This window comes from Kribbella deserti, from assembly GCF_042434725.1.
In the GTDB taxonomy this organism is placed as follows: Bacteria; Actinomycetota; Actinomycetes; order Propionibacteriales; family Kribbellaceae; genus Kribbella; species Kribbella deserti.
In genome coordinates, this window is sequence record NZ_JBHLTC010000036.1 from 125,151 (window position 1) to 147,761 (window position 22,611).

The window sequence follows — 22,611 nt, forward strand, 5'->3', positions numbered from 1 at the left end:
GCTCAGCCGAGCCACACCTTGTCGAACCGGGCGGAGTCCAGCGTGTTCGGCGGTACGGCCTGCACGCCCTGGACCTTGGCGGAGATGCCGACCAGGAAGTCCGGATGACCCCAGGCGAGCAGTCCACCCTCGTTGTGGATCGTGCGCTGCAACTCGGCGTACTTGGCCGTGCGGGCCGTCTCGTCGGTCAGCACCTGCGCCGAGGCGAAGGCCGCGTCGAACGCCGGCCGGCGCCAGGCCGTCGCGTTGAACGGCGAGGTGGAGAGCAGCCGATCGGCGATGTACTGCGGAATGGGCATCGCGCCGGACCGGTGGTTGCCGATCAGGCCCTTGGTCAGCAGGTCCTTGTGATAGGTCTCGGCGTTTCCGGTCGCGACGGTGACCTTGAGCCCGGCCTCACCGGCCTGCTGCGAGAACAGCGTGGCGGCCTCGACGAACCCGGCTGTCGCGTCGGCGGTGTAGATCTCCAGCGGCTTGTTCAGCACGCCCGCCTTCTTGAGCAACGCGCGGGCCTCCTCGACGTTCCGCTCGCGCTGCGGCAGGTCGCCGGGGTAGTACTGGAATCCCTTACCGAAAAGGTCGTTGCCGACCAGACCACGTCCCGACAGAACGACGTCCACGAGCCGCTGGCGGTCGGCCAGCAGTTTGAAGGCCAGCCGCACGTCGGGATTGTCGAACGGCGCCCGGTCGGTCTTCATCACCAGCGCCTGGGTGGTACTGCCCTTGGCCGCCACGATCCGAACGGTTTTGCCCGCCTCGGCCGTCCGGGCGAAGGTCGCCGTCATGTCGTTCGCGTACTCCGCTTGGCCACCCTGGAGGGCGTTGCCGCGGGCCTCCGCCTCGGCCGAGAGAATGTGCAGCTCGTCGAGATAGGCCGGGCCGTCCCAGTAGTCGTCGAACCGCTTCGCGACCATCGAGCGGCCGGCCTGGAACGACTCGAACCGGAACGCGCCCGTGCCGATGGGCTTCGACGGGTCGGCGTACCCCTTGCGCACGATCTGGGTGCCGATACCCGCCAGCAACGCGGGGAACTCGGCGTTCGGCGCGCTCAGCGTGAGCTCGACCGTCTTCGCGTCCACGGCCCGGCTGCGCTTGAGGTCGAGCTGCGCCAGCGCGCCCTGCGCCACCCGGTCCGGTACGGCCGGATCGAGCACGCGCGACAGGCTGTAGAGCACGTCCTCGCTGGTCAGCTTCGCGCCGTCGTGGAACACCGCGTCGCGCAGCGTGAACCGCCAGACCGTGGCCTGTGCGTTCGGCTCGTACTTAGCGGCGAGGCGGGGCATCGGCTTCAGGTCCGGGCCGAGCTCGACCAGCTTGTCGAACATGGCCTTGTGCCGGGCGATGTCCACGAACAGGCTCTGCACGTGCGGGTCGAGGACCTCCTTCGGCCCACCCCCGGCGAAGACCGCGCGCAGCACCCCGCCGGACTTCGGCGTGCCGGCGGCACCGCCCGCGCCCGTGGCGTCACCACCGCACCCGGTCAGCGCGCCGATGCCGAGGGCACCGGCCAAGCCGAGAAAACCGCGGCGGTTCAGGGCATCGGACATACGCATTTCCTTCACGGTGGGAGGGTCGTCGCCGAACGGATCCTGCCGTTAATGAAAATAGTTGTCAACTTCATTGTCGTGTCAACAGTTACGGCACGAACCGTTACCCATTGTGGCGGCTGCTCGCCCAGCCGGTCGGGCACGGCGTGTCCGCCCGAATATCGGGTCACCCGTTGTTCGGCGACCGCGACCTCGCGTAGTTTTCTTCCGGAGGGTCGCCCAATGGTGTTGCGAATGGTGTTCGGACCGGATGATCTGCAGCGAGTGCGCCTGGCCGCGGAACCGGATCCGTTGTGGGAGCTGGCGCTGAGCCTGCACCGGTTGCAGACCGGCCAGACCGAGACGCACCAGGACGGCTGGGAGCAGAGCGTCCGGCAGCGCCTGACCGCTTCCGGGCCCGGCTGGCGGCAGTGGGCCTCGATCCTGTGCACGCTGGTCCCGCCGCAGGGCAACTTCCCTGACTTCCTCACACCCGGACCACTGATCACCTCCGTCGAAGAAGGTTGCGCCGAGCTGGCCCGAATGCCGGGCGCGCGGCTGCGGACGGACCTCGCGCAGGTCTTCACCGACCGACCCCCGCCACGCTGGGTGCGCGAACTGGCCGCGGGCGATCCCGGTCAGGTCCAGCAGGTCGTCAACTCGGTCCGCCAGGGATACGAGGTACTCGTCGCCCCGTACTGGTCGCAGGTCCGTCATACCGTCACGGCCGACCGGCATCAGCGCGTCCAGGTGATGGCGAACAACGGACTGAGCCACCTGCTCGCGCAACTACCCGGCGCGCTCGACTGGGACGGCCGGGTGCTGACGCTCGCCTATCCGCGCAACTACACGGTGGACCTGCGCGGGCGCGGTTTGACCCTCATCCCGTCGTACTTCTGCGAAGGCAAGCCGGTCACGTTGATCAACCCAAGGCTCTCCCCGGTTCTGGTCTTCCCGGCCAGCGCACGCGGGAGGGCGCCCGCGCGATCCGAACACGACGTACAAGCCGCGCTCGGCCCACTGCTGAGCCAGACCCGCACCGACTGCCTCGTACTGCTCCGCACGCCTCAAACCACCAGCGACCTGGCGCGACGCCTCGGCATGTCAGTTGGTACGGCGAGCAAGCAGGCCTCGATCCTGAAGAAGGCGGGCCTGATCGACAGCGTGCGCGACGGCGGCTCGGTAATCCACAGCATCACCGATCTCGGCAAAGCCCTGCTCAGCGGCCGTACCGAGTCATCCTGATCCACTGATGTCGGCTGTTTCCGTGGTCACCCGTCCCCCTGGGTCATTCGAATGCTCAGGTCGTTCGGGCTATCAGGGGACGGGTGGGGTACGGCCGGGTTTCTGGATGTTCCGTGCGCTGCGCGTCGGGCTTGCCGTCATGTAGGCCGCGTGGTTGGTGGCGCGGGCACACCCTTTCCCACGGTCGGACGCGAAATGCGGGATCTCCCACGGTCGGACGCGAAATGCGGGATCTCCCACGGTCGGACGCGAAATGTGGGATCTCCGACGGTCGGACGCGGAATGCGGCGATCGAAGCGAGTCGGCTACCGACTTTTGGTACGACTACCCGGCTGCAACCGGGTAGCGGCCACAGAACCCGGCAGCGGGCACGCAACAAACCGGCACCGGCGCAACAACCCGGCACTCAGCCCATCCGGACCACCGAAACTCGACGTGGGCGGTGGATCGGGGCTAGGTCAGGGCTTGGTGGAGGGGAGGCCGGTGAGGATGCGCTGGAGTACGGCTTCGAAGGCCTTGAGTTCGTTCGGGTGGAGCCGGTCGAAGACGAAGGTGCGCACGGCCTCGACGTGATCCGGCGCGGCGGCTTCGATCGCGGCTTTGCCGGTGGGCGTGAGCTTGACCATCGAGCCGCGGGCGTCGGTATCGCACTCGAACCGGGCCACCTGGCCGCGCTTCTCCATGCGGCTGACCTGGTGGGATAGCCGGCTGCGCTCCCAGCCGAGGATTCGCCCGAGGTCACGGGTACGAAGGCCGCAGTCCGCCTCGGACAGGGCAACCAGTACGGCGTAATCGGCGCCCGAAAGCCCCGAGGTCGCGGTCAACCGCCGCTCCAGCGCCGAGTTCAACTCGCGCTGAACATCCCGGTACAACTGCCAGATCCGGGCCTCCCCCGCATCCAGCCACCGCACCTCCGCCATCCCCCCACTCTACCGACCCCCGTGACACGTCCCCCACGTCTTCCTTGCGTTCACTCGTCGGAATCCGCCCCCGCGGACCGGTACCGGCAGCGCGCGCCTGCGAAGGCGGATTCCGACGAACGAACGCAAAGAAGGGCAGGCGGGGCAACTAGTTCGGCAGGTGCCTGCTCACGAACCTTCACGAAGGCTTGAAGCGGCAACGGGACGCAATGACATCGGGCCCTTCCGGTTGGCTTGCCCGACCGAGACGGGGTAAGCGATGGCCGGAAGGGCCCGATGAGTTGCGACTCGCCGGGTCACAAGGGCCCGATGAGTGGAATTGGGGTTACTTCAGCTTGGCGAAGAAGGAGCGCAAGTCGGCGACGAGGGGCTCGGGGCGTTCGAGGGAGGCGAAGTGGCCGCCGTCGGGGAACTCGCTCCAGTGCACGATGTTGCTGTTGTCGCGCTCGGCGAAGGTGCGGATCGTCTTGAAGTCGTCGGCGAAGACGGCCACTCCGGTCGGCGCGGCGTTGACCACCGGCTCGGCGGCGCGCTTTGCCTCCTCGTAGTGGTACCGGCCGGCCGCGGCCGAGGTGTTCGTGAACCAGTACAGCGACACCTCGGTCAGGATCTGGTCGCGGGTGACCAGGCTGGTGCCGTCGCCGAAGTTGTTGAACAGCTCGTTCCAGGCCAACTGCCCGACGGGTGAGTCGGAGATGCCGACGGCAACGGTCTGCGGCCGGGTCGAGTTGATCGCGTTGTAGCCGCCGACCGACTGGAACCACTTCAGGTGCTCCAGCGCCGCGTAGTCCTTCGGCTCGAGCTTCTCGAACTCGGCCGGATCGCCGGAGGGGAACGAGAAGAGCTGCAGCACGTGCAGTCCGAGGAAGCCGTCGGGGTTCAGCAGCCCCAGTTCACGCGAGATCATCGCGCCGGCGTCGCTGCCGTGCACGCCGTACTGGTCGTAGCCGAGGCCGCGCATCAGCTGGTCGAAGGTCTTCGCGACCCGGTCCATCGTCCAGCCGCGGTCCACCAGCGGGGTGCTGAAGCCGAAGCCCGGGATGGACGGAACCACCACGGAGAAGGCGTCGGCCGCGTCGCCGCCGTGCGCCACCGGGTCGGTCAGCGGGCCGATCATGTCGAGGAAGTCGACGAACGAGCCCGGGTAGGTGTGGATCAGCAGCAGCGGCGTCGCGTCGGCCTCGGCGGACGGTACGTGCAGGAAGTGCACGGTCTGGCCGTCGATCTCGGTCAGGTACTGCGGGAACTCGTTCATCCGCGCCTCCTGCTTGCGCCAGTCGAAACCGTTGCGCCAGTACTCGACGGTCTCGCTGAGGTAGGAGTTCGGGACGCCGTAGTCCCAGTTGTCGCCGGGCGCGGCCTGCGGGAGGCGGGTCCGGGCGAGGCGCTCATTCAGGTCATCCAGCTCGGCCTGGGCGATGTCGACGTGGAAGGGGCGGAGGTTCAGGTTCTCGGTCATGAGTTAAAGGTAGAACCCGTATAGGAACATTAGATTCCTAATTGTGAGACTATTTTTGACATGCTCGAAACTTCCTCCCGGCTGCTGTCCTTGCTGGCCCTGTTGCAGACGAAACCGGCCTGGACGGGCAGCGAACTCGCCGACCGGCTGGACGTCAGCACCCGCACGATCCGCAACGACATCGAGCGCCTCCGCGAGCTCGGCTATCCAGTCGACGCCGTGCGCGGTCCCGCCGGGTACTACCAACTAGGCGCGGGCGCGAAGTTGCCGCCGCTTCTGCTGGATGACGAGGAGGCCGTTGCGGTGGCGGTCGGGCTGCGTACCGGATCGGGTGTTGCCGGGATCGAGGAGAGCAGCGCGCGGGCCCTCGCGAAACTGGAGCAGGTCCTGCCGCATCGCCTCCGGCGCCAGGTCACCGCCTTGAACGAGGTGACCTCCAAAGGCCCGGACAACACCGGCAGCAACGTGCCGGACCCCGAGGTGGATGCCGCCGTACTGGCGACGATCGCGAGCGCCATTCGCGACCAGCACTACCTGCGGTTCGAGTACGCCTCGGCGGAGTTCCCGATCCGGATCGAGCCGTACCGGTTGGTGAGCTGGGTCCGGCACTGGTATCTCGTCGGCCGCGATCCCGCCTCGGGCGCCTGGTCGACGTACCGGGTGGACTGGATCGACCTGCGGATGCCCACCGGGCAGCGGTTCAAGCCGACGCCTTTGCCGGGCGAGGACTACACCAACTTCGTCCTACGCGACGTGGCGACGACGGGCTGGAAGGTGCACGCCCGGATCACGGTGTTCGCGTCGGCCGAAGAGGTGCTGTCGCGGATCCACGCGGCGGTTGGCGTGGTCGAGTCCGTGGACGAATCGACCTGTGTGCTGGTGACCGGCGCCGACAGTATGGAAGTGGTTGCCGTCTACATCGGAATGCTGGGGCTCGACTTCCAGGTGACCGAGCCGCCTGAGTTGGTCGACCACCTGCGCGTCATCGGCAACCGATACCTCCGCGCGATCTCCGAGCACTAGCTAGGCCCGGTTCTCGTCGTACCGGATGTTGGCCTCGGTGACGGCAGGCATGGTCTCTTCGAGCAGCTCGATCAGCTCCATCAGCTTGGCCGCGACCTGCCGGCCTTCGGGCGTCAGGCTGTAGTCGACCCGCGGCGGGATCGTCGCCTGCGCCTCGCGAAGCACAAAGCCGTCGCGCTCGAGCGCCTGCAGGGTCTGCGCCAGCATCTTCTCGCTCACACCGTCGACCCGGCGGCGAAGCGCGTTGAACCGCAGCGAGCCGTCGAGCAACGCCACCATCGCGAGACTGCCCCAACGGCCGGTGATGTGTTCGAGCGTCGCGCGGGACGTGCAGTTGCGGGCGAAAACGTCGTAAACGAGCTGGTTGTGCTCGTCGATTCCCGTCGTTTCGGCCATATCCCCACGGTACCCGCTACGCCGTACCGGCGGTTGTGATGCTGCTCACTCCTGGTTTGTACTTTCGAATAGTTAGTGCAAGCTTGGAGGCAGTACCCCACCGATTCGAGGAGCAGCCATGATCGTCATCACCGCAGCCACCGGCCAGCTCGGCCGCCTTGTCGTCGACGGCCTGCTCGCGCAGTTGCCGGCCGACCAGATCGCCGTCGCGGTGCGCGAACCGGCCAAGGCCGCCGACCTTGCCGCGAAGGGCATCGAGGTCCGCCACGGCGACTACACCGATCCCGACAGCCTGAAGGCCGCGTTCCAGGGCGCCGACAAGGTCCTGCTGATCTCCAGCAGCGAGGTCGGCCAGCGACTCAGCCAGCACAAGAACGCGATCGAGGCCGCGCAGGCCGCCGGCGTCGATCACCTCGTCTACACGAGCCTCCTGCACGCCGACACCAGCACGCTGAACCTGGCGCCCGAGCACCTCGGCACCGAGGAGCTGCTGGCCACGTCGGGTCTCACCACCACGATCCTGCGCAACGGCTGGTACACCGAGAACCACGAACAGCCGATCAAGCAGGCCGTCGAGTCCGGCGTGATCATCGGCAGCGCAGGCGAGGGCCGGCTGCACAACGCCTCGCGCAAGGACTACGCCGCGGCGGCCGTCGCCGTACTGACCGGAACCGGCCACGAGGGCAAGGTGTACGAGCTCGCGGGCGACACCGGCTGGACCCTGGCCGAGCTCGCAGCCGAGGTCGGCAAGGTCTCCGGCCGCGAGGTCCGGTACGACGACCTGACGCCCGAGGCGCACCAGGAAACCCTTGTCGGCTTCGGTGTTCCGGCCGAGGTGGCGGAGTTGTACGTCGGCTGGGACCAGGGCATCAAGACCGGCCAGCTGGTCGAGATCGGTGGCGATCTGAGCAAGCTGATCGGCCGTCCGGCCACGCCGCTGGCCGAGGTAGTCGCGGAGATTCTCGCCTAGCAGCTTTGGCGCCGGCCCGGCGTTATCGGGGATAGTTGCCTCGTGCATCCCAATAGCGCAGTGCCGGCCAAAGGCGTTCTCGAGATCGGTGGCAGCCACGTCACGGCGGCCCGGGTCCACCCGGCGGACTGGGCCGTTGAGATCGTGCAACGAACCACGCTCGATCCGCACGCGCCGGCCGACGTCCTCGTCGCGGATCTCGCCGCGGCCGGGCAAGCGGTACTCAGCGAAGGCCTGACGCTGGCGATGCCCGGGCCGTTCGACTACGAGGCGGGCGTCGCGTGGTACCGCGGCGTGGAGAAATTCGACGCGCTGTACGGCGTAGATCTGCGCGCACGCCTCGCGACCGCCCTGGACCTACCCGGTACGGCGCTGCGGTTCGTCAATGACGCGGAGGCCTTCGCCGTTGGCGAGTGGACCGCCGGTACGACGCAAGGCCGGTCCTCCTGCGTTGGCGTCACCCTCGGCACGGGTGTTGGATCCGCGTTCCTTCGTGACGGCAAGGCGGTCCGCACCGGGTCCGACGTACCACCGAACGGCGAGCTGTTCCGGGTCGTACCGCCGATCGAGGACAAGATGTCCCACCGCGCGATCGTCGGCGCCTACACCCGGGCCACCCAAGGTACGGCGTCCGAGCCGAAGGCGGGCGAATCCTTTGGTGTGCGGGAGATCGCGGACCGGGCGCGTGCCGGCGAAGCGGAGGCGATCCACGTACTGGATGGCGCGTTCACGGCGCTGGCCGAGGCCTTGGCGCCGTGGGCCCGGGCTTTCGGCGTGGAGGCCGTGGTGCTCGGCGGTTCGATTTCGGGCGCCTTCGATCTGGCTCGGCCTGCCTTCGAGTCGGCCTTGGGTCTGGGCGTTCCGGTCACGGTCACCGCCGACACCGAAACCTCCGCCCTCATCGGCGCCGCCGCCCGCTGAACGCAGTTACGATGACGCCGATGGCTTCACGACGGGTAGCGAAACCGGGCAAGTTGGCGGCACCGCGGTTGCGGGATGAGCTGAAGGCCGTCTCGATGACGGCCGACGATCTCGGCGATGAAGCGTTCCTGGAGGATCTCTGGCTGACCGAGCTGGATCTCGGCTCGGCCTACGCCCGGCTGGTGGATGTCACCGGCTGCCGGTGGAACCAGTGCCGGCTGGCCGGGTCGGAGCTGGAGAAGCTGACGATCTCCGACACCGTGTTCGACCACTGCGATCTCGCGAACGCGCGCTGGGCCGACTCGTCCGCGGTCCGTACCGAGTTCATCTCGTGCCGGTTGACCGGCATGTCGGCGCCGACGTTCTCCCTGCAGCACGTGACGGTGCGGGACTCGATCCTGGAGATGAGCTCGTTCCGGTTCGCCAAGTTCAGCCGGGTGGAGTTCATCGACTGCAGGCTGACCAACGCGGACTTCGTCTCGGCCGATCTGACCGGCACGGTCTTTCGTGGTTGTGACCTCAGTGGTGCGGAGTTCTCCAACGCCACCGCGGCCAAGGCGTTGTTCGTCGAGTGCCGCTGGGAAGGCGCTCGCGGCATCGGCAGTCTGGGCGGCGCGACGATCGCGAACACCTCCCCCACCGATCACCTCGCCGTCGCCGCCGCGATGGCCTCAGCCCTGCAGATCACCCTCGCCCACCCCGACGACTACTAGCTCTTCACGGTGTCCGCTGCGGGGTTTGTGGCGAGGCCGTCGAGGATGAGCGTGACGGCTCCCTCGAAGGCGAGTTCGGCCGCGCGGACCCACGGCTCATCGCCGCCGGCTTTGGCCTGGTGGGCGGCGATCGCCACCGATTCGGGGAACCGGGCTGCGAAGTCCGGCGCCACCTCCTGCAAGGCGGCGGCTCGCGCGGCCCACCACTGCTGGTCTGACTGACCGGTGGCCTCGGCAGCGCGGATCGCCTCCGCCGACTGCTGCGCGGCGCCACGCACGATGCTGAACAACGCGCTCGTCGCGGCCGGGCGCGCCTCGATCGGAGCCTTCCCGGCCGCAAGGATTCGCAACAGGGCTTCGAGCACGGCCTGTTCGTTCGGCCCGAGCACCGGTCGGGCCGACGACACCTGCAAAACCCACGGATGCGCGAGGTAGATGGCCCGCAATCCGCGGCACCACTCGATCGCGGCCTTGCGCCAGACCCTGATCTTCTTCTGCTCGACCGCCAACGGCCGATGTACCTCGTCGTACATGAGATCGACAAGTTCGGCCCGGCTCGGCACGTACGTGTAGAGCGACATCGCCGTACGCCCCAGCTCCCGCCCGACGGCCCGCATCGACAAACCCGGCAGGCCGTCGCGATCGGCGATCCGGATCGCGGTCTCGACGATCTCCGCCACGCTCGAGGTCTGACTCGGCCCGCGCTTGCCCGGCGCGGTCCGGCCCCACAACAGCGCGAGCGTGCGCGCGGGATCGCCTTGACCGGCGTATTCGGGCATCAACTTTTCTCCTTACACCGTAAAGTGTTATGGTCGGCAACGTTTTACAGTGTATAGAGATTGGAGTTCCCGTGATCGCCGAACTGCATGATGGAGCCGAACTCGGCTTCGAGATCCACGGCACCGGGCCGAACCTGCTGCTGCCGGTCAATCCCGCACCGGCGGAGGAAGGACCCACGGCGGAGCAGGCGCGGGCCTGGGGCGCCGATCCGTCCTTGGGGTATTCACTGGTTCAGGCTCTGGCGCAGCACTTCCGGGTGATCGCCTTCGATTACGAGGGCCACGTCCAGGCACAGCCGAAGGCCGATTCGCTGACCGCGGACAACCTGGTGGCGGACTTCCTGGCCGTGGCCGACGCCGCCGGCGCGGAGTCGTTCGCGTACTACGGCTATTCCTGGCTGGGCGCTACCGGACTGCAACTCGCCATCCGCACCGATCGACTGACCGCCCTGGTGATGGGCGGCTTCCCACCGATCGACGGCCCGTACGACGCCATGCTGGTGGTCACCCGGGCCACCCACGCCGAGGCGGTCGAGGCCGATACTCCGGTGGAACCCGCTGACGTCGTACCGGGTGATTGGGACAGCGCGGCGGTCGTGCTGAACGACGCTCAGACCGGGCAGTTCGTCACCCTCTACGAGTCGTTGCAGGGCTTCGACGATCGGGCTGTCCAGGACCGCATCGCCTGTCCGCGGCTTTGCGTGGTGGGCGGCAACGACAACATCGACTACGGACCACGCTGGAACAACGCCCACGTCGCGATCGCCGAACCCGTACTGGCCAACCGCCAGGAACTCGAGCGCCTCGGCTGGCAGGTGGAGATCCTGGCCGACCTCGACCACATGCAGGCCATGCAAGCCAACACCGTCCTGCCCGCCATCACCGCCTGGCTACTCGCCGCACTGCCCACGGGCTGAACGGCTAGGCAGATTGCGGGTTCACTTCGGCAGCAGCACCCGGACCTGGTCCTTGATCTCCGCAACAATCTCATCGACCGGCTTGGCGATGTTGATGGTCGCCGCCATGCTGACGAACATGATCGCGGAAACGATGTGCGCGAGCGTCGCGGCGTCGTCGGCACTGACGCGCTCGTCCCGCTGCAGTACTTCGGCGATCGCCTTTTCGGTTTGCACGGTCATACCGATCGCGTCGCGGTGGTGGGGCTCTTCGGGATCACCGAAGATGATCTCCCGCAGGTAGGTCCGCCCGTTGTCGATCTGCTTGCGGTTGCATTCCACCACCGGGCGCAAGATCGCCATCACCGCGTCGAGCAGGTCGGCCAGACTCGCGGCCTCGGACTTGCCCTGTGCGAGCGCGTCGGCGTAGGTGGAGTTCTGCACGAGCAGGAGGAGTTCGCCTTTGGTCTTGGCGTAGAGGAACAGCGTGCCCGCACCGATATCGGCCTTGTCGGCGATCTCCTGCGTGGTCACTTCGTCGACGCCACGCTCGGCGAACAGCTCCCGGGCGGCGGCGGTGATCCGGTCGAGCTTCTGCTGCTTGTTCCGCTCGCGCCGTCCGGCCGGCTGGGAAGCGAGGGGCATGGTTGCCGCCCTCCTGCTGTGGGATTCCTGCTACGTGGGTTTCCGCCGCGCGCGCTTGTGATGCGCGGGGGCACTCATTCTTCCACGGCTGCTGGCGGCTGGCAGACAAGGAGCACGGGGTTGCGGCGCTGCCGGCCAACGGGCAAGGAGCACGGGGTTGCGAGCTGTCGGCTAGCGGGCGAGAAACTCGACGGCAAGGGGGCTGAACTTCTCGTGAAACTGGAAGATGCCGCCGTGACCGGAGTCCGGGAAGATGACTAGCTGACTGCCTTTGATGCGCCGGTGCAGGTCCTCGGAGAGAACGGAGGGCACCATGCGATCGTTGTCGCCGTTGGCGATCAGGGTGGGTTGAGTGATCTTCGACAGGTCGTCGGGGACCGAGCGGCCCCAGGTCTGGATCGCCTTCAGCTGTGTCCGGAACGCCTTGATCTTGATCGGCGCGTCACGGTCGGCGGTGCGCTCCTTGAGCCGGTTGACGAACGCGCGCGCGGCGAGCTTGCCGGTGGCGTTGCGGTTGAAGAACAGAAACTCCTTGGCGTCAGAGCGCGCAAGGGTGGCGCGCAGAATGTCCCGGTACGTAACGCCGGCAACCTTGTCGATGTCTTTGCCGCCCTTCGGCCCGGTGCCGGTCAGCACGAGCTTTCGAACAAGGTCGGGGTGCTTCAGCACCAGGGCCTGGGCGACGAAACCGCCGAGCGAGAACGAGAAGATGTCAACTTTGTCGAACCCGAGCGCCGTGATGAAGGCGAAGGCGTCGTCGGCCATCGCCTCGACGCTGTCCGGCACCTGTCCGGTGGATGCTCCGACACCTCGCTGGTCGAAGGCGATGACGTGGCGGTTCTGGGCGATGGGGTCGACGATGCGCGGGTCCCAGTTGTCGAGCGTCGCGGCGAGGTGCACGAAGAAGACAACGGGAATCCCGCCTTTGCGCCCCAGCTCGCGGTAGGCGTAGGTGACGCCGCCGGCCTCTACGGTGCGCGTGGGCGCGTGCCGGTAGGCGGTGATGACGTCGTTCGATGCGTTCATGGTGATCTCCAATTTCGTGGGTGCTCGATGTGAAGGGTGTGGTCAGGCCCTGGTGATGACGGCCTTGCCGCGAATGCCGCCCTTCGCCAGCGACTGAACTGCCTGCGCGGTCTCGTCGAAGTCGAAGACCCGTCCAACGACCGGACGCAGCGCGCCATCGTCAACGAGGGCAGCGATTCGGCGGAGCTGCTCACCGCTGGCGCGCATGAAGAGGAACTCGTACGTCACGCCGAGGCGCCTGGCCTTGCGGCGGATCCCGCTGCTGAGGGCGGCCGTTCCCAGCCGGACGAGCGGGTTGACGCCGAGCTCACGGGCGGACGCCGGGTCGGGCGGGCCTGCGATTCCGATCACCTTGCCGCCCGGACGCAGCACGCGGAGCGACTTCTCGAGGTTCTCCCCGCCGAGGCTGTCCAGCACCAGGTCGTAGCCCTGTACGAGCTGTTCGAAGTCCTGATGGCGGTAGTCGATGACGTGGTCCGCCCCGAGCTCGCGGACGAAGTCGAGGTTGCCAGTGCTGGCCGTGGTGGCGACAGTCGCGCCGAGGTGCTTTGCGAGCTGGATCGCGATCGTGCCGACGCCACCGGCGCCGGCGTGAATGAGGACGCGTTGTCCCGGCCGGAGGTTGCCTCGCTCAACCAGGGCCTGCCACGCGGTCAAGGCGACCAGCGGCAGCGAGGCCGCTTCCACCAGATCGATCGAGGCCGGCTTGAGCGCCAGGTCCACCTCGGCGATGGCAATGCGCTCGGCGAAGGTTCCGATCCGGTCCTTGCCGGGCCGGGCATACACCTCGTCACCCGGCTTGAATCCTTGCACCGCCGAACCGACGCCGATCACCGTGCCGGCCACATCGTTACCGAGGATCTGCGGCAGCTTGTAAGGCAGCACCATCTTCAACTCACCAAGCCGGATCTTCTCGTCAAGCATGTTCAGCCCGGCGGCCCGAACTTCTACGAGTACGTCGTGCTCCCCCATCGCGGGCTCAGCCACGTCGGCTTTCCGGACTCGTCCCTTGTACTGGTCGATGACAAACGCTCGCATGGCAGCTGTTCCTTCTGGCCTTACCGGCCGGTGGTTGATTACTGAGTTAACTCAATATTGAGCGTACTCAGTTGAATTGTCAAGCGCCTGGCCTGCCGGGCCGGCCCCGGACATGCGAATGCCGCCACCCCGGCTGGGGTGACGGCATCACGGGCAACTGAGGCAGGCCGGCTTCAGCCCACGCGTTGAAGCGCCTTTTCGCGGCGGTGGGCGACGGTGGAGCCGGACTCGCGGCGGGCCATGCGACGCAGCACGATCGGGGCGATCAGCAGGCCAAGAACGGCCCAGATCCCCAGTACCGCAACGGTTTCGACGTGTCGCCACGAAGCGCCGATCTCGATCGCGACCGCACTGTCGGGCAGTAGCGCCGAACGCATGCCCAGGCCCAGCCAGTAGATCGGCGTGAGCTGCGCGATGGCTTGCAGCCAGTCGGGCATCGAGGTGATCGGATAGAAGATTCCGGAGATCGCCATCATGCCGAGCATCGGCAACTGGACCAGCCCTTGGGCTCTGGCACTGGTGAAGATCGATCCCAGTACGGCGCCGATCGGCAGCGTCGCGGCGAGACCGAGTACCAGCACCCAGCTGAGGTTCAACCACGGCGCGGCGCCTTCGATCGACAGGCCCTCGATGATGAACAGCGCCGGAATCAGCAGGATCGCCAGGTCGGCCAGGGTGGAACCGGCAACGGAGACCACCTTGCCGACCAGGTATCCCTGCATGCCCCGCGGTACGGCCTTTGCCCGCAGCAACGTTCCGTCCTCGCGGTCGGCGGTCAGTTGCTGGCTCATGCTGATCATGCCGAGGGCGGCGTTCATGCCGAGAATGCTGGGCAGTGCGAGTGTGCCCAGCAGGAATCCGCTGCTGCCAAAGGCGTTGTCGCGCAGGAAGTACATCACGATCAGCATCAGCACCGGCCAAAGAAAATGGCTGACAAGATCGGCTGGATTGGTGAACGACTGACGCAGTTCGATCAGCCCGCGCCGCCAGCCGATCCGCAATGCCGAAGGCGTGGTGTTCATCGGGCCTCGCTCTCGTGAACCAGGCTGAGATAGGTGTTCTCCAGCGAGGCGCGACGGACTTCGAGATCGCGGATGGCCTCGCCGTACTGGCCGAAAAGCCCACGGACAAAGGCGGTTGAGTCGGTCATCGACTTCGCGAAGGCCTGGCCGTCACAGCTCCAGCGGACCTCGTCCTGCCCGGCGATCCGGCGCGCGAGCTGGTCGGCGGTGCCGTCAGCAATGATCCGCCCGCCGGCCAGGATGACGATCCGCTCGGCCAGCCGGTCGGCCTCGTTGAGGTCGTGCGTGGTGAGCAGGACACTCGTCCCGTGCTCACGCGCCAGCCGCCGGACCAGCTCGTGGAACTCGTGCCGCGCGGCCGGATCGAACCCGGTGGTCGGCTCGTCCAGGAACAACACCTCCGGTCGCCCGACAATGCCGATCGCGACATCGAGCCGGCGCCGCTGACCACCCGACAGCACCTTGATCTTCTGATCGGCCTGCGCCGTCAGGCCGACCGCCTCGATCAGTTCATCGGCATCCCACGGCCGTTGCACCTCAGCCGTGGAGTACGCCCGGTAGTACGAACCGAGGTGGGCCAGGAGCTCGCGCACGCGCCATTTACCGTGATCCCGCCACGATTGCAGTACGACGCCGATTCGCGCCCGCCACCGCTCGTCGCCGTACGCCGGATCCACGCCCAGCACTTCGGCCCGACCCCCCGAGCGCAACCGGAAGCCCTCGAGGATCTCGATCGTCGTGGTCTTGCCCGCGCCGTTCGGCCCGAGCAGCGCCAGCACCTCACCCCGGTCGACGTGGAAGGTCACCTCATGCAGCACATCCCGCGTCCCGTACCGCATCTGTAGCTGCTCCACGCCGAGTACGCACTCTTTACCCATCGCACCGCCCTCTTGTTCAGAATTTCTTGAAGGCTACGTTGCGTTCAGGCGGTCGTCAAATATGAGAAGCCTTATTTTACAGGTGATTGCAATGAGATGATGCTGAATGCAAAGGAGGGCTAGGTGGGCGATAGTTGCAATGAGCTGGCGGTGAATGCACTGTCACCGTTACTGCGTCGGGGAGGTGTGAGGGGGCATCTGTGGGGGTCGAGAGGCCTGGCGAGGTCCGGCAGCATGACCTGCGGGACGTACTTGGCGTTGAGCCAGCGAAGTCGGTGGGCACCCGTCCCCCTGAGTCTTTCGAAGTGTCAGGTCGGTTGCTATCAGGGGGACGGGTGAGGTGTGGCCGGGATTGAGGGACGTTCCGTGCGCTGCGCGTCGGGTTGCGCCGTCCGGGCTCGGCGCGGGTTGCGTAGGGGTGGTTCCTGGAGACCGGGGCGGTTGCGTGGGGTAGATCCCGTGGAGGCCCGGGCGGTCGGTCGATTCGACGTGTCGGTGGACGGTAGCGCTTGGCGGCCACCTGGAACTCATGCTTCGACGCCACCTGCGGCTTGCCGGCGGGGATCGGCCGGAAGTTTCGGGGGTTGACGTGCGAAGTGGGGGTTGACGTCCGAGGCTTGGCGAGTCGACCCCCCATTTCACAGGTCGACCCCCGAAATAGTCGCGGGGATTCGCCCGTGCGAACGCGATCCGGGCCTGAGGTGCCACCGGGCCTGCCTTCGGCGTGGCTGGCCATCGGGAAGGTGGGTTACCACCCCGGAATCCCAGGTGCCAACCCACGTTGGGCGTGGCCAGCCACCCTCAAGGGGGTTCAAGTTCGTCCAGCAACTAAGGGCGTTCTCGCTTTACGGCACGCGCAACCGGCCGCCTCGTCGGTGGATCCAGGCTTGGCCTACCAACTGGTGCCGACGGGCATGCCTTCGGCGTAGCCGGCGGCGCTCTGGATGCCGACGACCGCGCGGCGGTGGAACTCGTCCAGGTTGGTTGCGCCCGCGTACGCCGCGGAGCTTCGTACGCCGGAGACGATCGAGTCGAGCAGGTCTTCGACGCTCGGCCGGTCGGGGTCGACGTACATCCGCGCCTTGGAGATGCCCTCGCTGAAGAATCCCTTGCGGGCTCGCTGGAACGGCGTTTCCTCGGACGTGCGCAGCTGAACCGCGCGCGCCGAGGCCATGCCGAAGCTCTCCTTGTAGATCCGGCCGTCGCTGTCCCGCTGCGGATCACCAGGCGATTCGTACGTGCCTGCGAACCAGGAGCCGATCATCACGCTGGACGCACCGGCGGCAAGGGCCAGCGCGACGTCGCGGGGGTGCCGGACGCCACCGTCGGCCCAGATGTGCTTTCCGAGTTCCCTGGCCTTGGTGGCGCATTCCAGTACGGCGGAGAACTGGGGCCGTCCAACCGCCGTCTGCATCCGGGTGGTGCACATGGCGCCTGGACCAACGCCCACCTTCACGATGTCGGCGCCGGCCGCCACGAGGTCGGCGACACCCTCGGCGGTGGCCACGTTGCCCGCGACCACCGGAACCTGCGGGTCCAGCGCTCGCACCTGGCGGAGAACCTCGAGCATTCGTTCCTGGTGGCCGTGCGCGGTGTCGACGACGAGTACGTCGATGCCGGCCTCGAGCAGGGCCTTCGCCTTTTGTTCGGCGTCTCCGTTGATACCAATGGCAGCGCCGATCCGAAGTTGGCCGGCCGCGTCGACGGCAGGCTGGTACAGCGTCGAGCGGAGGGCTCGTTGGCGGGTGAGGATCCCGACGATGCCCCCGTCGCCGTCGACGACCGGAGCCAGCCGATGGCGGCCGTCGTACAACTGGCCGAACGCGGCCTCGGCGGCGATTCCGTCGGGCAGGGTCAGTAGGTCGCGCGACATCACCGAGTCGAGCCGGGTGTACCGATCGACGCCCGCGCAGTCCGCGTCCGTGACCACGCCGACCGCCCGGTGCTGCTCGACCACGATGACGGCGCCGTGGCCGCGCTTCGGCAACAGGTTGAGGGCCTCGCCGACGGTTCCGTCCGGCGTCATCATCAGCGGGGTGTCGTAGACCGTGTGCCGCTGTTTGACCCACGAGACGACCTCGGCCACGACGTGTACCGGAATGTCCTGCGGAATGATGGCCAGCCCGCCACACCGCGCGATCGTTTCGGCCATTCGCCGCCCGGACACCGCGGTCATGTTGGCCGCCACGATCGGGATCGTCGCCCCCGTACCGTCGCCGGTCGACAGGTCCACCTCGAGCCGGGACGCCACCCCCGACCGGTTCGGCACCAGGAACACGTCACTGAACGCAAGGTCCTGCTGAGGGACCCGGTCGTGATGAAAGCGCACGTTCAACCTCACAAGCCGCCGATTCCTACGGACGCTTCGAGGCTACGTGACGGCGCTAGCCCTGCTCCCGTCCTGGGAGAACCGCGCCCCGGAGGAAGGCCTCGTACTCGTCTCGTACGTCGGGGTCGACCTCGGGCGGGGTATTGCCGTAGCGCCCGTCGCTCTGGTCCCGCTTCGGCCCGGACACCCAGAACTCTTCATTGGTTTCCACGTCGTAGAAGTTGGCGTCGACCAGGCTGGTGGCCCGGCGAAGCGTCCGCCCATGCACGTACGCCGTACTCCAGGTCTTCGAGAACCGGACCCGCGCGATCCACGCCGGGCCGCGGTCTGTCGCGTGGCCCGTCTTCAACTGGACGTACATGATCCGTTCGGCCATGCCTCAGGCTAACCGCGCTGTCTATCGAGAATGGCGGTCAGGGCGGAGAGGTCGGGGATTTCGTGGGTGCTGGGGGCGTCGGCCGGAGTGGGGCGGTTGTGACGGTTGATCCAGATGGCGCGGATGCCGGCGGTGTGGGCGCCGGCTATGTCGGAGGTGAGGGAGTCGCCGACGTGCATGACCTCGTCGGGCTGGCGCTTCAGAGTCGCGAGCGCGGTGGTGAACATGGCCTGGTCCGGTTTGTAAGCGCCAACGTCCTCGCTGGTCACGACGGCAGTGAAGGCCAGACCGTGGTAGGCCAGCGCCGCGTCGAGGTCGTGCCGATCCACGTCGGACACGATGCAGATCGGCAGGTCGACGGCGGAGAGGAACTCGCGCGTGCCGGACCGCAACGGCGGCGTCTGCCAGGACCGGAACTGGTCCCCGCAGAGCTCCGCCGGATCGCCCGCGCAACCGACCTCGGCCATGACGATGCCCAGGCTGGTTCGCGCGCACTCCCGCAACGTGCGGAACACCGGACCCGAGGCCGCGGCGTAGTACTCCTGCGTCCAGGCCCTGCCGACGTCGTCGGCCGAGATCGGTACGGATGCGCGCGAGGCGACGTACGCCGCGATCCGCTCCATGTAGGCGTCGTCGTCCTCGACCACCGTGCCGTAGAAGTCGAGCAAGAGCCCTTTGATCACTGCTGAAGCGTAAACCCTGATACCACGGCAAAGCGGCCCTTCCCGAAGATGGGAAGGGCCGCTTTTCAACGGATCAGCGGATCAGGCCAGGTCGAAGCGGTCCAGCTCCATGACCTTGACCCACGCCGCGGCGAAGTCGCGAACGAACTTCTCCTTGGCGTCGTCGCTCGCGTAGACCTCGGCGAGCGCGCGGAGCTCGGAGTTCGAGCCGAAGACCAGGTCGACCCGGCTACCGGTCCACTTGACGTCACCGGTGGCGAGATCGTGGCCCTCGAAGGTCTCCGCGTCCTTCGACGTCGGCTTCCACTCGATACCGAGGTCGAGCAGGTTGACGAAGAAGTCGTTCGTCAACGCGCCCGGGTTCTCGGTGAAGACGCCGAGCGACGAGTGCTGGTAGTTCGTGCCCAGCACGCGCAGACCACCCACGAGCACCGACATCTCGGGCGCGCTCAGGGTGAGCAGGTTGGCCTTGTCGAGCAGCAGGTACTCGGCCGGCAGGCGGTTGCCCTTGCCGAGGTAGTTGCGGAACCCGTCCGCGGTCGGCTCGAGCGCGGCGAACGACTCGACGTCCGTCAGCTCCTGGGACGCGTCCACCCGGCCCGGCGTGAACGGAACCTCAATGGCGACCCCGGCCTTGGCAGCAGCCGCCTCGATGGCGGCGGTACCACCAAGCACGATCAGGTCCGCGAGCGAAACCTGCTTGCCCCCGGTCTGAACCGCGTTGAAGGACTCCTTGATGCCCTCGAGCGTCGTCAGCACCGTACGCAGCTCGTCGGGGTTGTTGACCTCCCAGCCGTTCTGCGGCTCGAGGCGGATGCGCGCACCGTTGGCGCCACCACGCTTGTCACTGCCGCGGAAGGACGACGCCGAGGCCCAAGCGGTCGAAACCAGCTGGGAGATCGACAGGCCGGAGGCCAGCAGCTGCGCCTTGAGCGCGTCGATCTCGGCCGCGCCGATCACCTCGTGCGTAACCGCGGGCAGCGGGTCCTGCCACAGCAGCACCTCGGACGGAACCTCCGGGCCGAGGTAGCGCTGGATCGGGCCCATGTCGCGGTGCGTCAGCTTGAACCACGCCCGCGCGAAGGCATCCGCGAACTCGGCCGGGTTCTCCAGGAAGCGGCGCGAGATCGGCTCGTAGATCGGGTCGAAGCGCAGCGCCAGGTCGGTGGTCAGCATGGTCGGCGCGATCCGCTTCGACGGGTCGTGCGCGTCCGGCACGGTGCCGTCGCCGGCGCCGCCCTTCGGCCGCCACTGGTTCGCACCGGCGGGGCTCTTGAACAGCTCCCACTCGTAGCCGAACAGGATCTCGAAGAAGCTGTTGTCCCAGGCGGTCGGGGTGTCGGTCCAGACACCCTCCAGGCCACTGGTGATGGTGTCGGCGCCCTTACCGGTACCGAAGCTGTTCTTCCAGCCGAGGCTCTGCTCTTCCAGCGGAGCACCCTCGGGCTCGGCCCCGACGTACTTCTCCGGGTCGGCCGCGCCGTGGGTCTTACCGAAGGTGTGACCGCCGGCGATCAGCGCGACGGTCTCCTCGTCGTTCATCGCCATCCGGCCGAAGGTCTCGCGGATGTCGCGGGCCGAGGCCAGCGGGTCCGGGTTACCGTTCGGGCCTTCGGGGTTCACGTAGATGAGGCCCATCTGGACCGCACCCAGCGGCTTCTCGAGCTCGCGGTCACCGCTGTAGCGCTCGTCGGCCAGCCAGGTGGTCTCCGGACCCCAGTAGACGTCCTCGTCCGGCTCCCACACGTCCGCGCGGCCACCGGCGAAACCGAAGGTCTTGAAGCCCATCGACTCCAGCGCGACGTTGCCGGTCAGGACCATCAGGTCGGCCCAGGAGATCTTCTGGCCGTACTTCTTCTTGATCGGCCACAGCAACCGCCGGGCCTTGTCGAGGTTCGCGTTGTCCGGCCAGCTGTTCAGCGGCGCGAACCGCTGCTGCCCGGCCCCGGCGCCACCCCGGCCGTCGGTGATGCGGTACGTGCCGGCGCTGTGCCAGGCCATCCGGATCATCAGCGGGCCGTAGTGACCGAAGTCGGCCGGCCACCAGTCCTGCGAGGTGGTCAGCACCTCGGCGATGTCCCGCTTCACGGCCGCCAGGTCGAGGGTCTTGAACTCCTCGGCGTAGTTGAACGTCTCGCCCAGCGGGTTCGTGACCGGCGGGTTCTTGGCGAGGATCTTCAGGTTGAGCTGGTTCGGCCACCAGCCCTTGTTGGCGCTACCCCGGGTCGGGTGCGTGGCGCCGCCATGGGCGACCGGGCAGCCACCGCGGCCACCCTCCTCTTCACCTCGGCTCTCCTCGCTGGCTTCAGCGACGAGCGGCTGGTGGTCGTCTTTTTCAGACATGGGATCCTTCCGGGATTCGGCGTAGCAGGCTTCGCGGAGCTGATGTTCGGTGAAACAAGTGAAATGTCAGGAAGTCTTGGCAGAACAGTTGGCGCACAGGCCCCAATAGATGACCTCGGCCTCGTCGATCTGGAACTCATGATCACCGGAGGCGGTCAAACACGGGGCATGACCGACAGCGCAGTCGACATCGGCGATGACGCCGCACGACCGGCAGATGACGTGGTGGTGGTTGTCCCCCACCCGGGACTCGTAGCGGGCGACGGAGCCGGACGGCTGAATGCGCCGGACCAGACCGGCCGCGGTGAGCGCGTGCAGGCAGTCGTACACGGCCTGGTGGGAGACCTGCGGCAGATCCTCGCGCACGGCCCCGATGATCGAGTCCGTATCAGCGTGCGGATGAGCGTGCACCGCGGTCAGCACCGCCACCCGTGGACGAGTCACCCGCAGCGCCGCGCCACGCAGCATCTGCTCGACTTCCGTCATCGTGGGCACCCCCAGAGTCTCCCCCCTTTTCTGGAATGAGTCAAGATTAGGCGCTTTGTCAGCGAGTCTGCCCGGAACGCGCCGAAGGCCGGTCTCCCGTGGGAGGCCGGCCTTCGAGGTGGGGGTGGGTTCGAATCAGACTGATGTGCGCTTTCGCCGGTAGACGACGACGCCGCCCAGGGCCAGCAGGGCGGAGCTGGCCGCGGTCAACAGGAGGGCTTGACCTGCGGCTGGCTTTTCCGTCGCCGCTTGAACCGGTGCCGAGGCGTTGTAGTCGCCGGCTGCTTTGGCTGGTGCCGAGGTGTCGTAGCCGCCGGCGGCGCCGGTTTTGTCGTACGCGCTGCCCGCCTGCTTGTCGGCGTACCGCGCGGCGACTCGTGCCCGGTAAGCCTCGACCGTGATCGGCGTACTGCCGATGGCCTCGGTGGCGGTGTCGTTGAGCGCGTGAATCCGGCCTGCCTTGAGCGCGTACCAGGCGCCGATCTGGGGCTCGGTGAACAACCTCGCGCCCCGGGCGGCCGCCGCCATCCGGGCTTCGGTGTTGCCGGTGGCAACGTTTACCGGTGCCCATCGGCCGGCCTGCGGCGCGGTGAAGACCGTCAGGGTCGTACGGCCCTTGGTCGCCGTCGTCGCGACGTACCACAGTGACGCGACATCAGCCGATCGCCCGGTCACGAAGTCAGGACTGAGCGCGTAAACCGGTACGGCATCCTGCTGTACGACGACCGGCGTGGCTTCAGCCGTTCTGCCCGCGCGCTGGTTCGACCACTTGACCGCCTTGTCGATCAGCCGGGTGGCCTCGGCGGAGTGGGCCGCCTTCGCCGCGGCGCCGAGATCGGGCCCTTCGGAGGCCTGGGCGATACCGGACATCGAGACGGTGAGGGTGATTCCCGCGGCCAGGCCGGCCGCCATCCGCAGTACACGTGAACGCCTCATG

General features: G+C 67.4%; 22 protein-coding genes. 6 read left to right on the forward strand and 16 right to left on the reverse strand.

Annotated elements, in window-relative coordinates; all coding sequences use genetic code 11:
• Positions 1-2: 2 nt before the first annotated feature.
• Entirely contained in the window at positions 3-1,547 is a 1,545-nt protein-coding gene (locus tag ACFFGN_RS27380; protein ID WP_380053018.1) for an ABC transporter substrate-binding protein, read from the reverse strand.
• Positions 1,548-1,781: 234 nt separating this feature from the next.
• On the opposite strand from ACFFGN_RS27380, the gene ACFFGN_RS27385 reads away from it, so the two are divergent.
• The gene (locus tag ACFFGN_RS27385; protein ID WP_380053020.1) at positions 1,782-2,771 is read left to right on the forward strand and encodes an ArsR family transcriptional regulator; all 990 of its coding nucleotides are present in this window, start codon (positions 1,782-1,784) and stop codon (positions 2,769-2,771) included.
• 458 nt (positions 2,772-3,229) lie between these two features.
• Here the strand turns inward: ACFFGN_RS27385 and ACFFGN_RS27390 are convergent, their stop codons facing one another.
• Positions 3,230-3,691: a MarR family winged helix-turn-helix transcriptional regulator gene (locus ACFFGN_RS27390; RefSeq protein WP_380053022.1), complete on the reverse strand. Its 462-nt coding sequence runs from the start codon at positions 3,689-3,691 to the stop codon at positions 3,230-3,232.
• 325 nt (positions 3,692-4,016) lie between these two features.
• The gene (locus tag ACFFGN_RS27395) at positions 4,017-5,150 is read right to left on the reverse strand and encodes an epoxide hydrolase family protein (protein WP_380053024.1); all 1,134 of its coding nucleotides are present in this window, start codon (positions 5,148-5,150) and stop codon (positions 4,017-4,019) included.
• 60 nt (positions 5,151-5,210) lie between these two features.
• On the opposite strand from ACFFGN_RS27395, the gene ACFFGN_RS27400 reads away from it, so the two are divergent.
• On the forward strand, positions 5,211-6,173 hold the full coding sequence (locus tag ACFFGN_RS27400; protein WP_380053026.1) for a helix-turn-helix transcriptional regulator: 963 nt from the start codon (positions 5,211-5,213) through the stop codon (positions 6,171-6,173).
• Here the strand turns inward: ACFFGN_RS27400 and ACFFGN_RS27405 are convergent, their stop codons facing one another.
• A complete protein-coding gene (locus tag ACFFGN_RS27405) occupies positions 6,174-6,569 on the reverse strand; it encodes a winged helix-turn-helix transcriptional regulator (protein ID WP_380053028.1) in 396 nt (131 codons plus the stop codon).
• A gap of 118 nt (positions 6,570-6,687) precedes the next feature.
• Between ACFFGN_RS27405 and ACFFGN_RS27410 the strand changes: the two genes are divergently transcribed.
• The 3 genes from ACFFGN_RS27410 to ACFFGN_RS27420 are packed head-to-tail and all read left to right on the forward strand — an operon-like array spanning position 6,688 to position 9,173.
• A complete protein-coding gene (locus tag ACFFGN_RS27410; protein ID WP_380053030.1) occupies positions 6,688-7,539 on the forward strand; it encodes an SDR family oxidoreductase in 852 nt (283 codons plus the stop codon).
• A 42-nt stretch (positions 7,540-7,581) separates the two neighbouring features.
• Positions 7,582-8,460 carry an ROK family protein gene (locus ACFFGN_RS27415; protein WP_380053032.1) on the forward strand — a complete coding sequence of 293 codons (879 nt, stop codon included), beginning with the start codon at positions 7,582-7,584 and terminating at the stop codon, positions 8,458-8,460.
• A gap of 20 nt (positions 8,461-8,480) precedes the next feature.
• The gene (locus ACFFGN_RS27420) at positions 8,481-9,173 is read left to right on the forward strand and encodes a pentapeptide repeat-containing protein (RefSeq protein WP_380053034.1); all 693 of its coding nucleotides are present in this window, start codon (positions 8,481-8,483) and stop codon (positions 9,171-9,173) included.
• On the opposite strand, the gene ACFFGN_RS27425 is transcribed toward ACFFGN_RS27420, so the two are convergent.
• The gene (locus ACFFGN_RS27425) at positions 9,170-9,952 is read right to left on the reverse strand and encodes a TetR/AcrR family transcriptional regulator C-terminal domain-containing protein (RefSeq protein ID WP_380053036.1); all 783 of its coding nucleotides are present in this window, start codon (positions 9,950-9,952) and stop codon (positions 9,170-9,172) included. The genes ACFFGN_RS27420 and ACFFGN_RS27425 overlap by 4 nt on opposite strands.
• A 71-nt stretch (positions 9,953-10,023) precedes the next feature.
• On the opposite strand from ACFFGN_RS27425, the gene ACFFGN_RS27430 reads away from it, so the two are divergent.
• Positions 10,024-10,869 (forward strand): alpha/beta fold hydrolase, encoded by an 846-nt coding sequence (locus ACFFGN_RS27430; protein WP_380053038.1) that lies wholly within the window; start codon positions 10,024-10,026, stop codon positions 10,867-10,869.
• A gap of 21 nt (positions 10,870-10,890) precedes the next feature.
• On the opposite strand, the gene ACFFGN_RS27435 is transcribed toward ACFFGN_RS27430, so the two are convergent.
• From ACFFGN_RS27435 to ACFFGN_RS27485, 11 genes are all read right to left on the reverse strand, one after another.
• Positions 10,891-11,493, reverse strand: a complete 603-nt coding sequence (locus ACFFGN_RS27435; protein ID WP_380053040.1) for a TetR/AcrR family transcriptional regulator — start codon at positions 11,491-11,493, stop codon at positions 10,891-10,893.
• 171 nt (positions 11,494-11,664) lie between these two features.
• Positions 11,665-12,519 (reverse strand): alpha/beta fold hydrolase, encoded by an 855-nt coding sequence (locus ACFFGN_RS27440; RefSeq protein WP_380053042.1) that lies wholly within the window; start codon positions 12,517-12,519, stop codon positions 11,665-11,667.
• Between the two features lie 42 nt (positions 12,520-12,561).
• Positions 12,562-13,557: an NADP-dependent oxidoreductase gene (locus ACFFGN_RS27445; protein ID WP_380053044.1), complete on the reverse strand. Its 996-nt coding sequence runs from the start codon at positions 13,555-13,557 to the stop codon at positions 12,562-12,564.
• 173 nt (positions 13,558-13,730) lie between these two features.
• Positions 13,731-14,579, reverse strand: coding sequence for an ABC transporter permease (locus tag ACFFGN_RS27450; RefSeq protein ID WP_380053046.1), 849 nt, complete (start codon positions 14,577-14,579; stop codon positions 13,731-13,733).
• Positions 14,576-15,457, reverse strand: a complete 882-nt coding sequence (locus ACFFGN_RS27455) for an ABC transporter ATP-binding protein (RefSeq protein WP_380053048.1) — start codon at positions 15,455-15,457, stop codon at positions 14,576-14,578. Before ACFFGN_RS27455 ends, ACFFGN_RS27450 begins: the two co-directional genes overlap by 4 nt.
• 892 nt (positions 15,458-16,349) lie before the next feature.
• Positions 16,350-17,786 (reverse strand): GuaB1 family IMP dehydrogenase-related protein, encoded by a 1,437-nt coding sequence (locus tag ACFFGN_RS27460; RefSeq protein ID WP_380053050.1) that lies wholly within the window; start codon positions 17,784-17,786, stop codon positions 16,350-16,352.
• 55 nt (positions 17,787-17,841) lie between these two features.
• On the reverse strand, positions 17,842-18,162 hold the full coding sequence (locus ACFFGN_RS27465; RefSeq protein ID WP_380053052.1) for a hypothetical protein: 321 nt from the start codon (positions 18,160-18,162) through the stop codon (positions 17,842-17,844).
• 8 nt (positions 18,163-18,170) lie between these two features.
• Complete coding sequence (locus ACFFGN_RS27470) at positions 18,171-18,845, reverse strand: HAD family hydrolase (protein WP_380053054.1); 675 nt, start codon at positions 18,843-18,845, stop codon at positions 18,171-18,173.
• Between the two features lie 81 nt (positions 18,846-18,926).
• Positions 18,927-21,188 (reverse strand): catalase/peroxidase HPI, encoded by a 2,262-nt coding sequence (katG, locus tag ACFFGN_RS27475; RefSeq protein WP_380053056.1) that lies wholly within the window; start codon positions 21,186-21,188, stop codon positions 18,927-18,929.
• A 66-nt stretch (positions 21,189-21,254) separates the two neighbouring features.
• Positions 21,255-21,674 carry a Fur family transcriptional regulator gene (locus ACFFGN_RS27480; RefSeq protein ID WP_380053059.1) on the reverse strand — a complete coding sequence of 140 codons (420 nt, stop codon included), beginning with the start codon at positions 21,672-21,674 and terminating at the stop codon, positions 21,255-21,257.
• Positions 21,675-21,809: 135 nt separating this feature from the next.
• Positions 21,810-22,610: a hypothetical protein gene (locus ACFFGN_RS27485; RefSeq protein ID WP_380053061.1), complete on the reverse strand. Its 801-nt coding sequence runs from the start codon at positions 22,608-22,610 to the stop codon at positions 21,810-21,812.
• Between the last annotated feature and the right edge of the window lies 1 nt (position 22,611).

Excerpts from the sequence above, each read along its gene's own strand:
- ACFFGN_RS27440 (WP_380053042.1), bottom strand. The coding sequence starts at position 12,519 with ATGAACGCATCGAACGACGTCATCACCGCCTACCGGCACGCGCCCACG.
- ACFFGN_RS27390 (WP_380053022.1), bottom strand. The coding sequence starts at position 3,691 with ATGGCGGAGGTGCGGTGGCTGGATGCGGGGGAGGCCCGGATCTGGCAG.
- ACFFGN_RS27405 (WP_380053028.1), bottom strand. The coding sequence starts at position 6,569 with ATGGCCGAAACGACGGGAATCGACGAGCACAACCAGCTCGTTTACGAC.
- ACFFGN_RS27385 (WP_380053020.1), top strand. The coding sequence starts at position 1,782 with ATGGTGTTCGGACCGGATGATCTGCAGCGAGTGCGCCTGGCCGCGGAA.
- ACFFGN_RS27485 (WP_380053061.1), bottom strand. The coding sequence starts at position 22,610 with ATGAGGCGTTCACGTGTACTGCGGATGGCGGCCGGCCTGGCCGCGGGA.
- ACFFGN_RS27465 (WP_380053052.1), bottom strand. The coding sequence starts at position 18,162 with ATGGCCGAACGGATCATGTACGTCCAGTTGAAGACGGGCCACGCGACA.
- ACFFGN_RS27455 (WP_380053048.1), bottom strand. The coding sequence starts at position 15,457 with ATGGGTAAAGAGTGCGTACTCGGCGTGGAGCAGCTACAGATGCGGTAC.
- ACFFGN_RS27480 (WP_380053059.1), bottom strand. The coding sequence starts at position 21,674 with ATGACGGAAGTCGAGCAGATGCTGCGTGGCGCGGCGCTGCGGGTGACT.
- ACFFGN_RS27400 (WP_380053026.1), top strand. The coding sequence starts at position 5,211 with ATGCTCGAAACTTCCTCCCGGCTGCTGTCCTTGCTGGCCCTGTTGCAG.
- ACFFGN_RS27420 (WP_380053034.1), top strand. The coding sequence starts at position 8,481 with ATGGCTTCACGACGGGTAGCGAAACCGGGCAAGTTGGCGGCACCGCGG.
- ACFFGN_RS27380 (WP_380053018.1), bottom strand. The coding sequence starts at position 1,547 with ATGTCCGATGCCCTGAACCGCCGCGGTTTTCTCGGCTTGGCCGGTGCC.
- ACFFGN_RS27450 (WP_380053046.1), bottom strand. The coding sequence starts at position 14,579 with ATGAACACCACGCCTTCGGCATTGCGGATCGGCTGGCGGCGCGGGCTG.
- ACFFGN_RS27435 (WP_380053040.1), bottom strand. The coding sequence starts at position 11,493 with ATGCCCCTCGCTTCCCAGCCGGCCGGACGGCGCGAGCGGAACAAGCAG.
- ACFFGN_RS27425 (WP_380053036.1), bottom strand. The coding sequence starts at position 9,952 with ATGCCCGAATACGCCGGTCAAGGCGATCCCGCGCGCACGCTCGCGCTG.
- katG (WP_380053056.1), bottom strand. The coding sequence starts at position 21,188 with ATGTCTGAAAAAGACGACCACCAGCCGCTCGTCGCTGAAGCCAGCGAG.
- ACFFGN_RS27395 (WP_380053024.1), bottom strand. The coding sequence starts at position 5,150 with ATGACCGAGAACCTGAACCTCCGCCCCTTCCACGTCGACATCGCCCAG.
- ACFFGN_RS27445 (WP_380053044.1), bottom strand. The coding sequence starts at position 13,557 with ATGCGAGCGTTTGTCATCGACCAGTACAAGGGACGAGTCCGGAAAGCC.
- ACFFGN_RS27410 (WP_380053030.1), top strand. The coding sequence starts at position 6,688 with ATGATCGTCATCACCGCAGCCACCGGCCAGCTCGGCCGCCTTGTCGTC.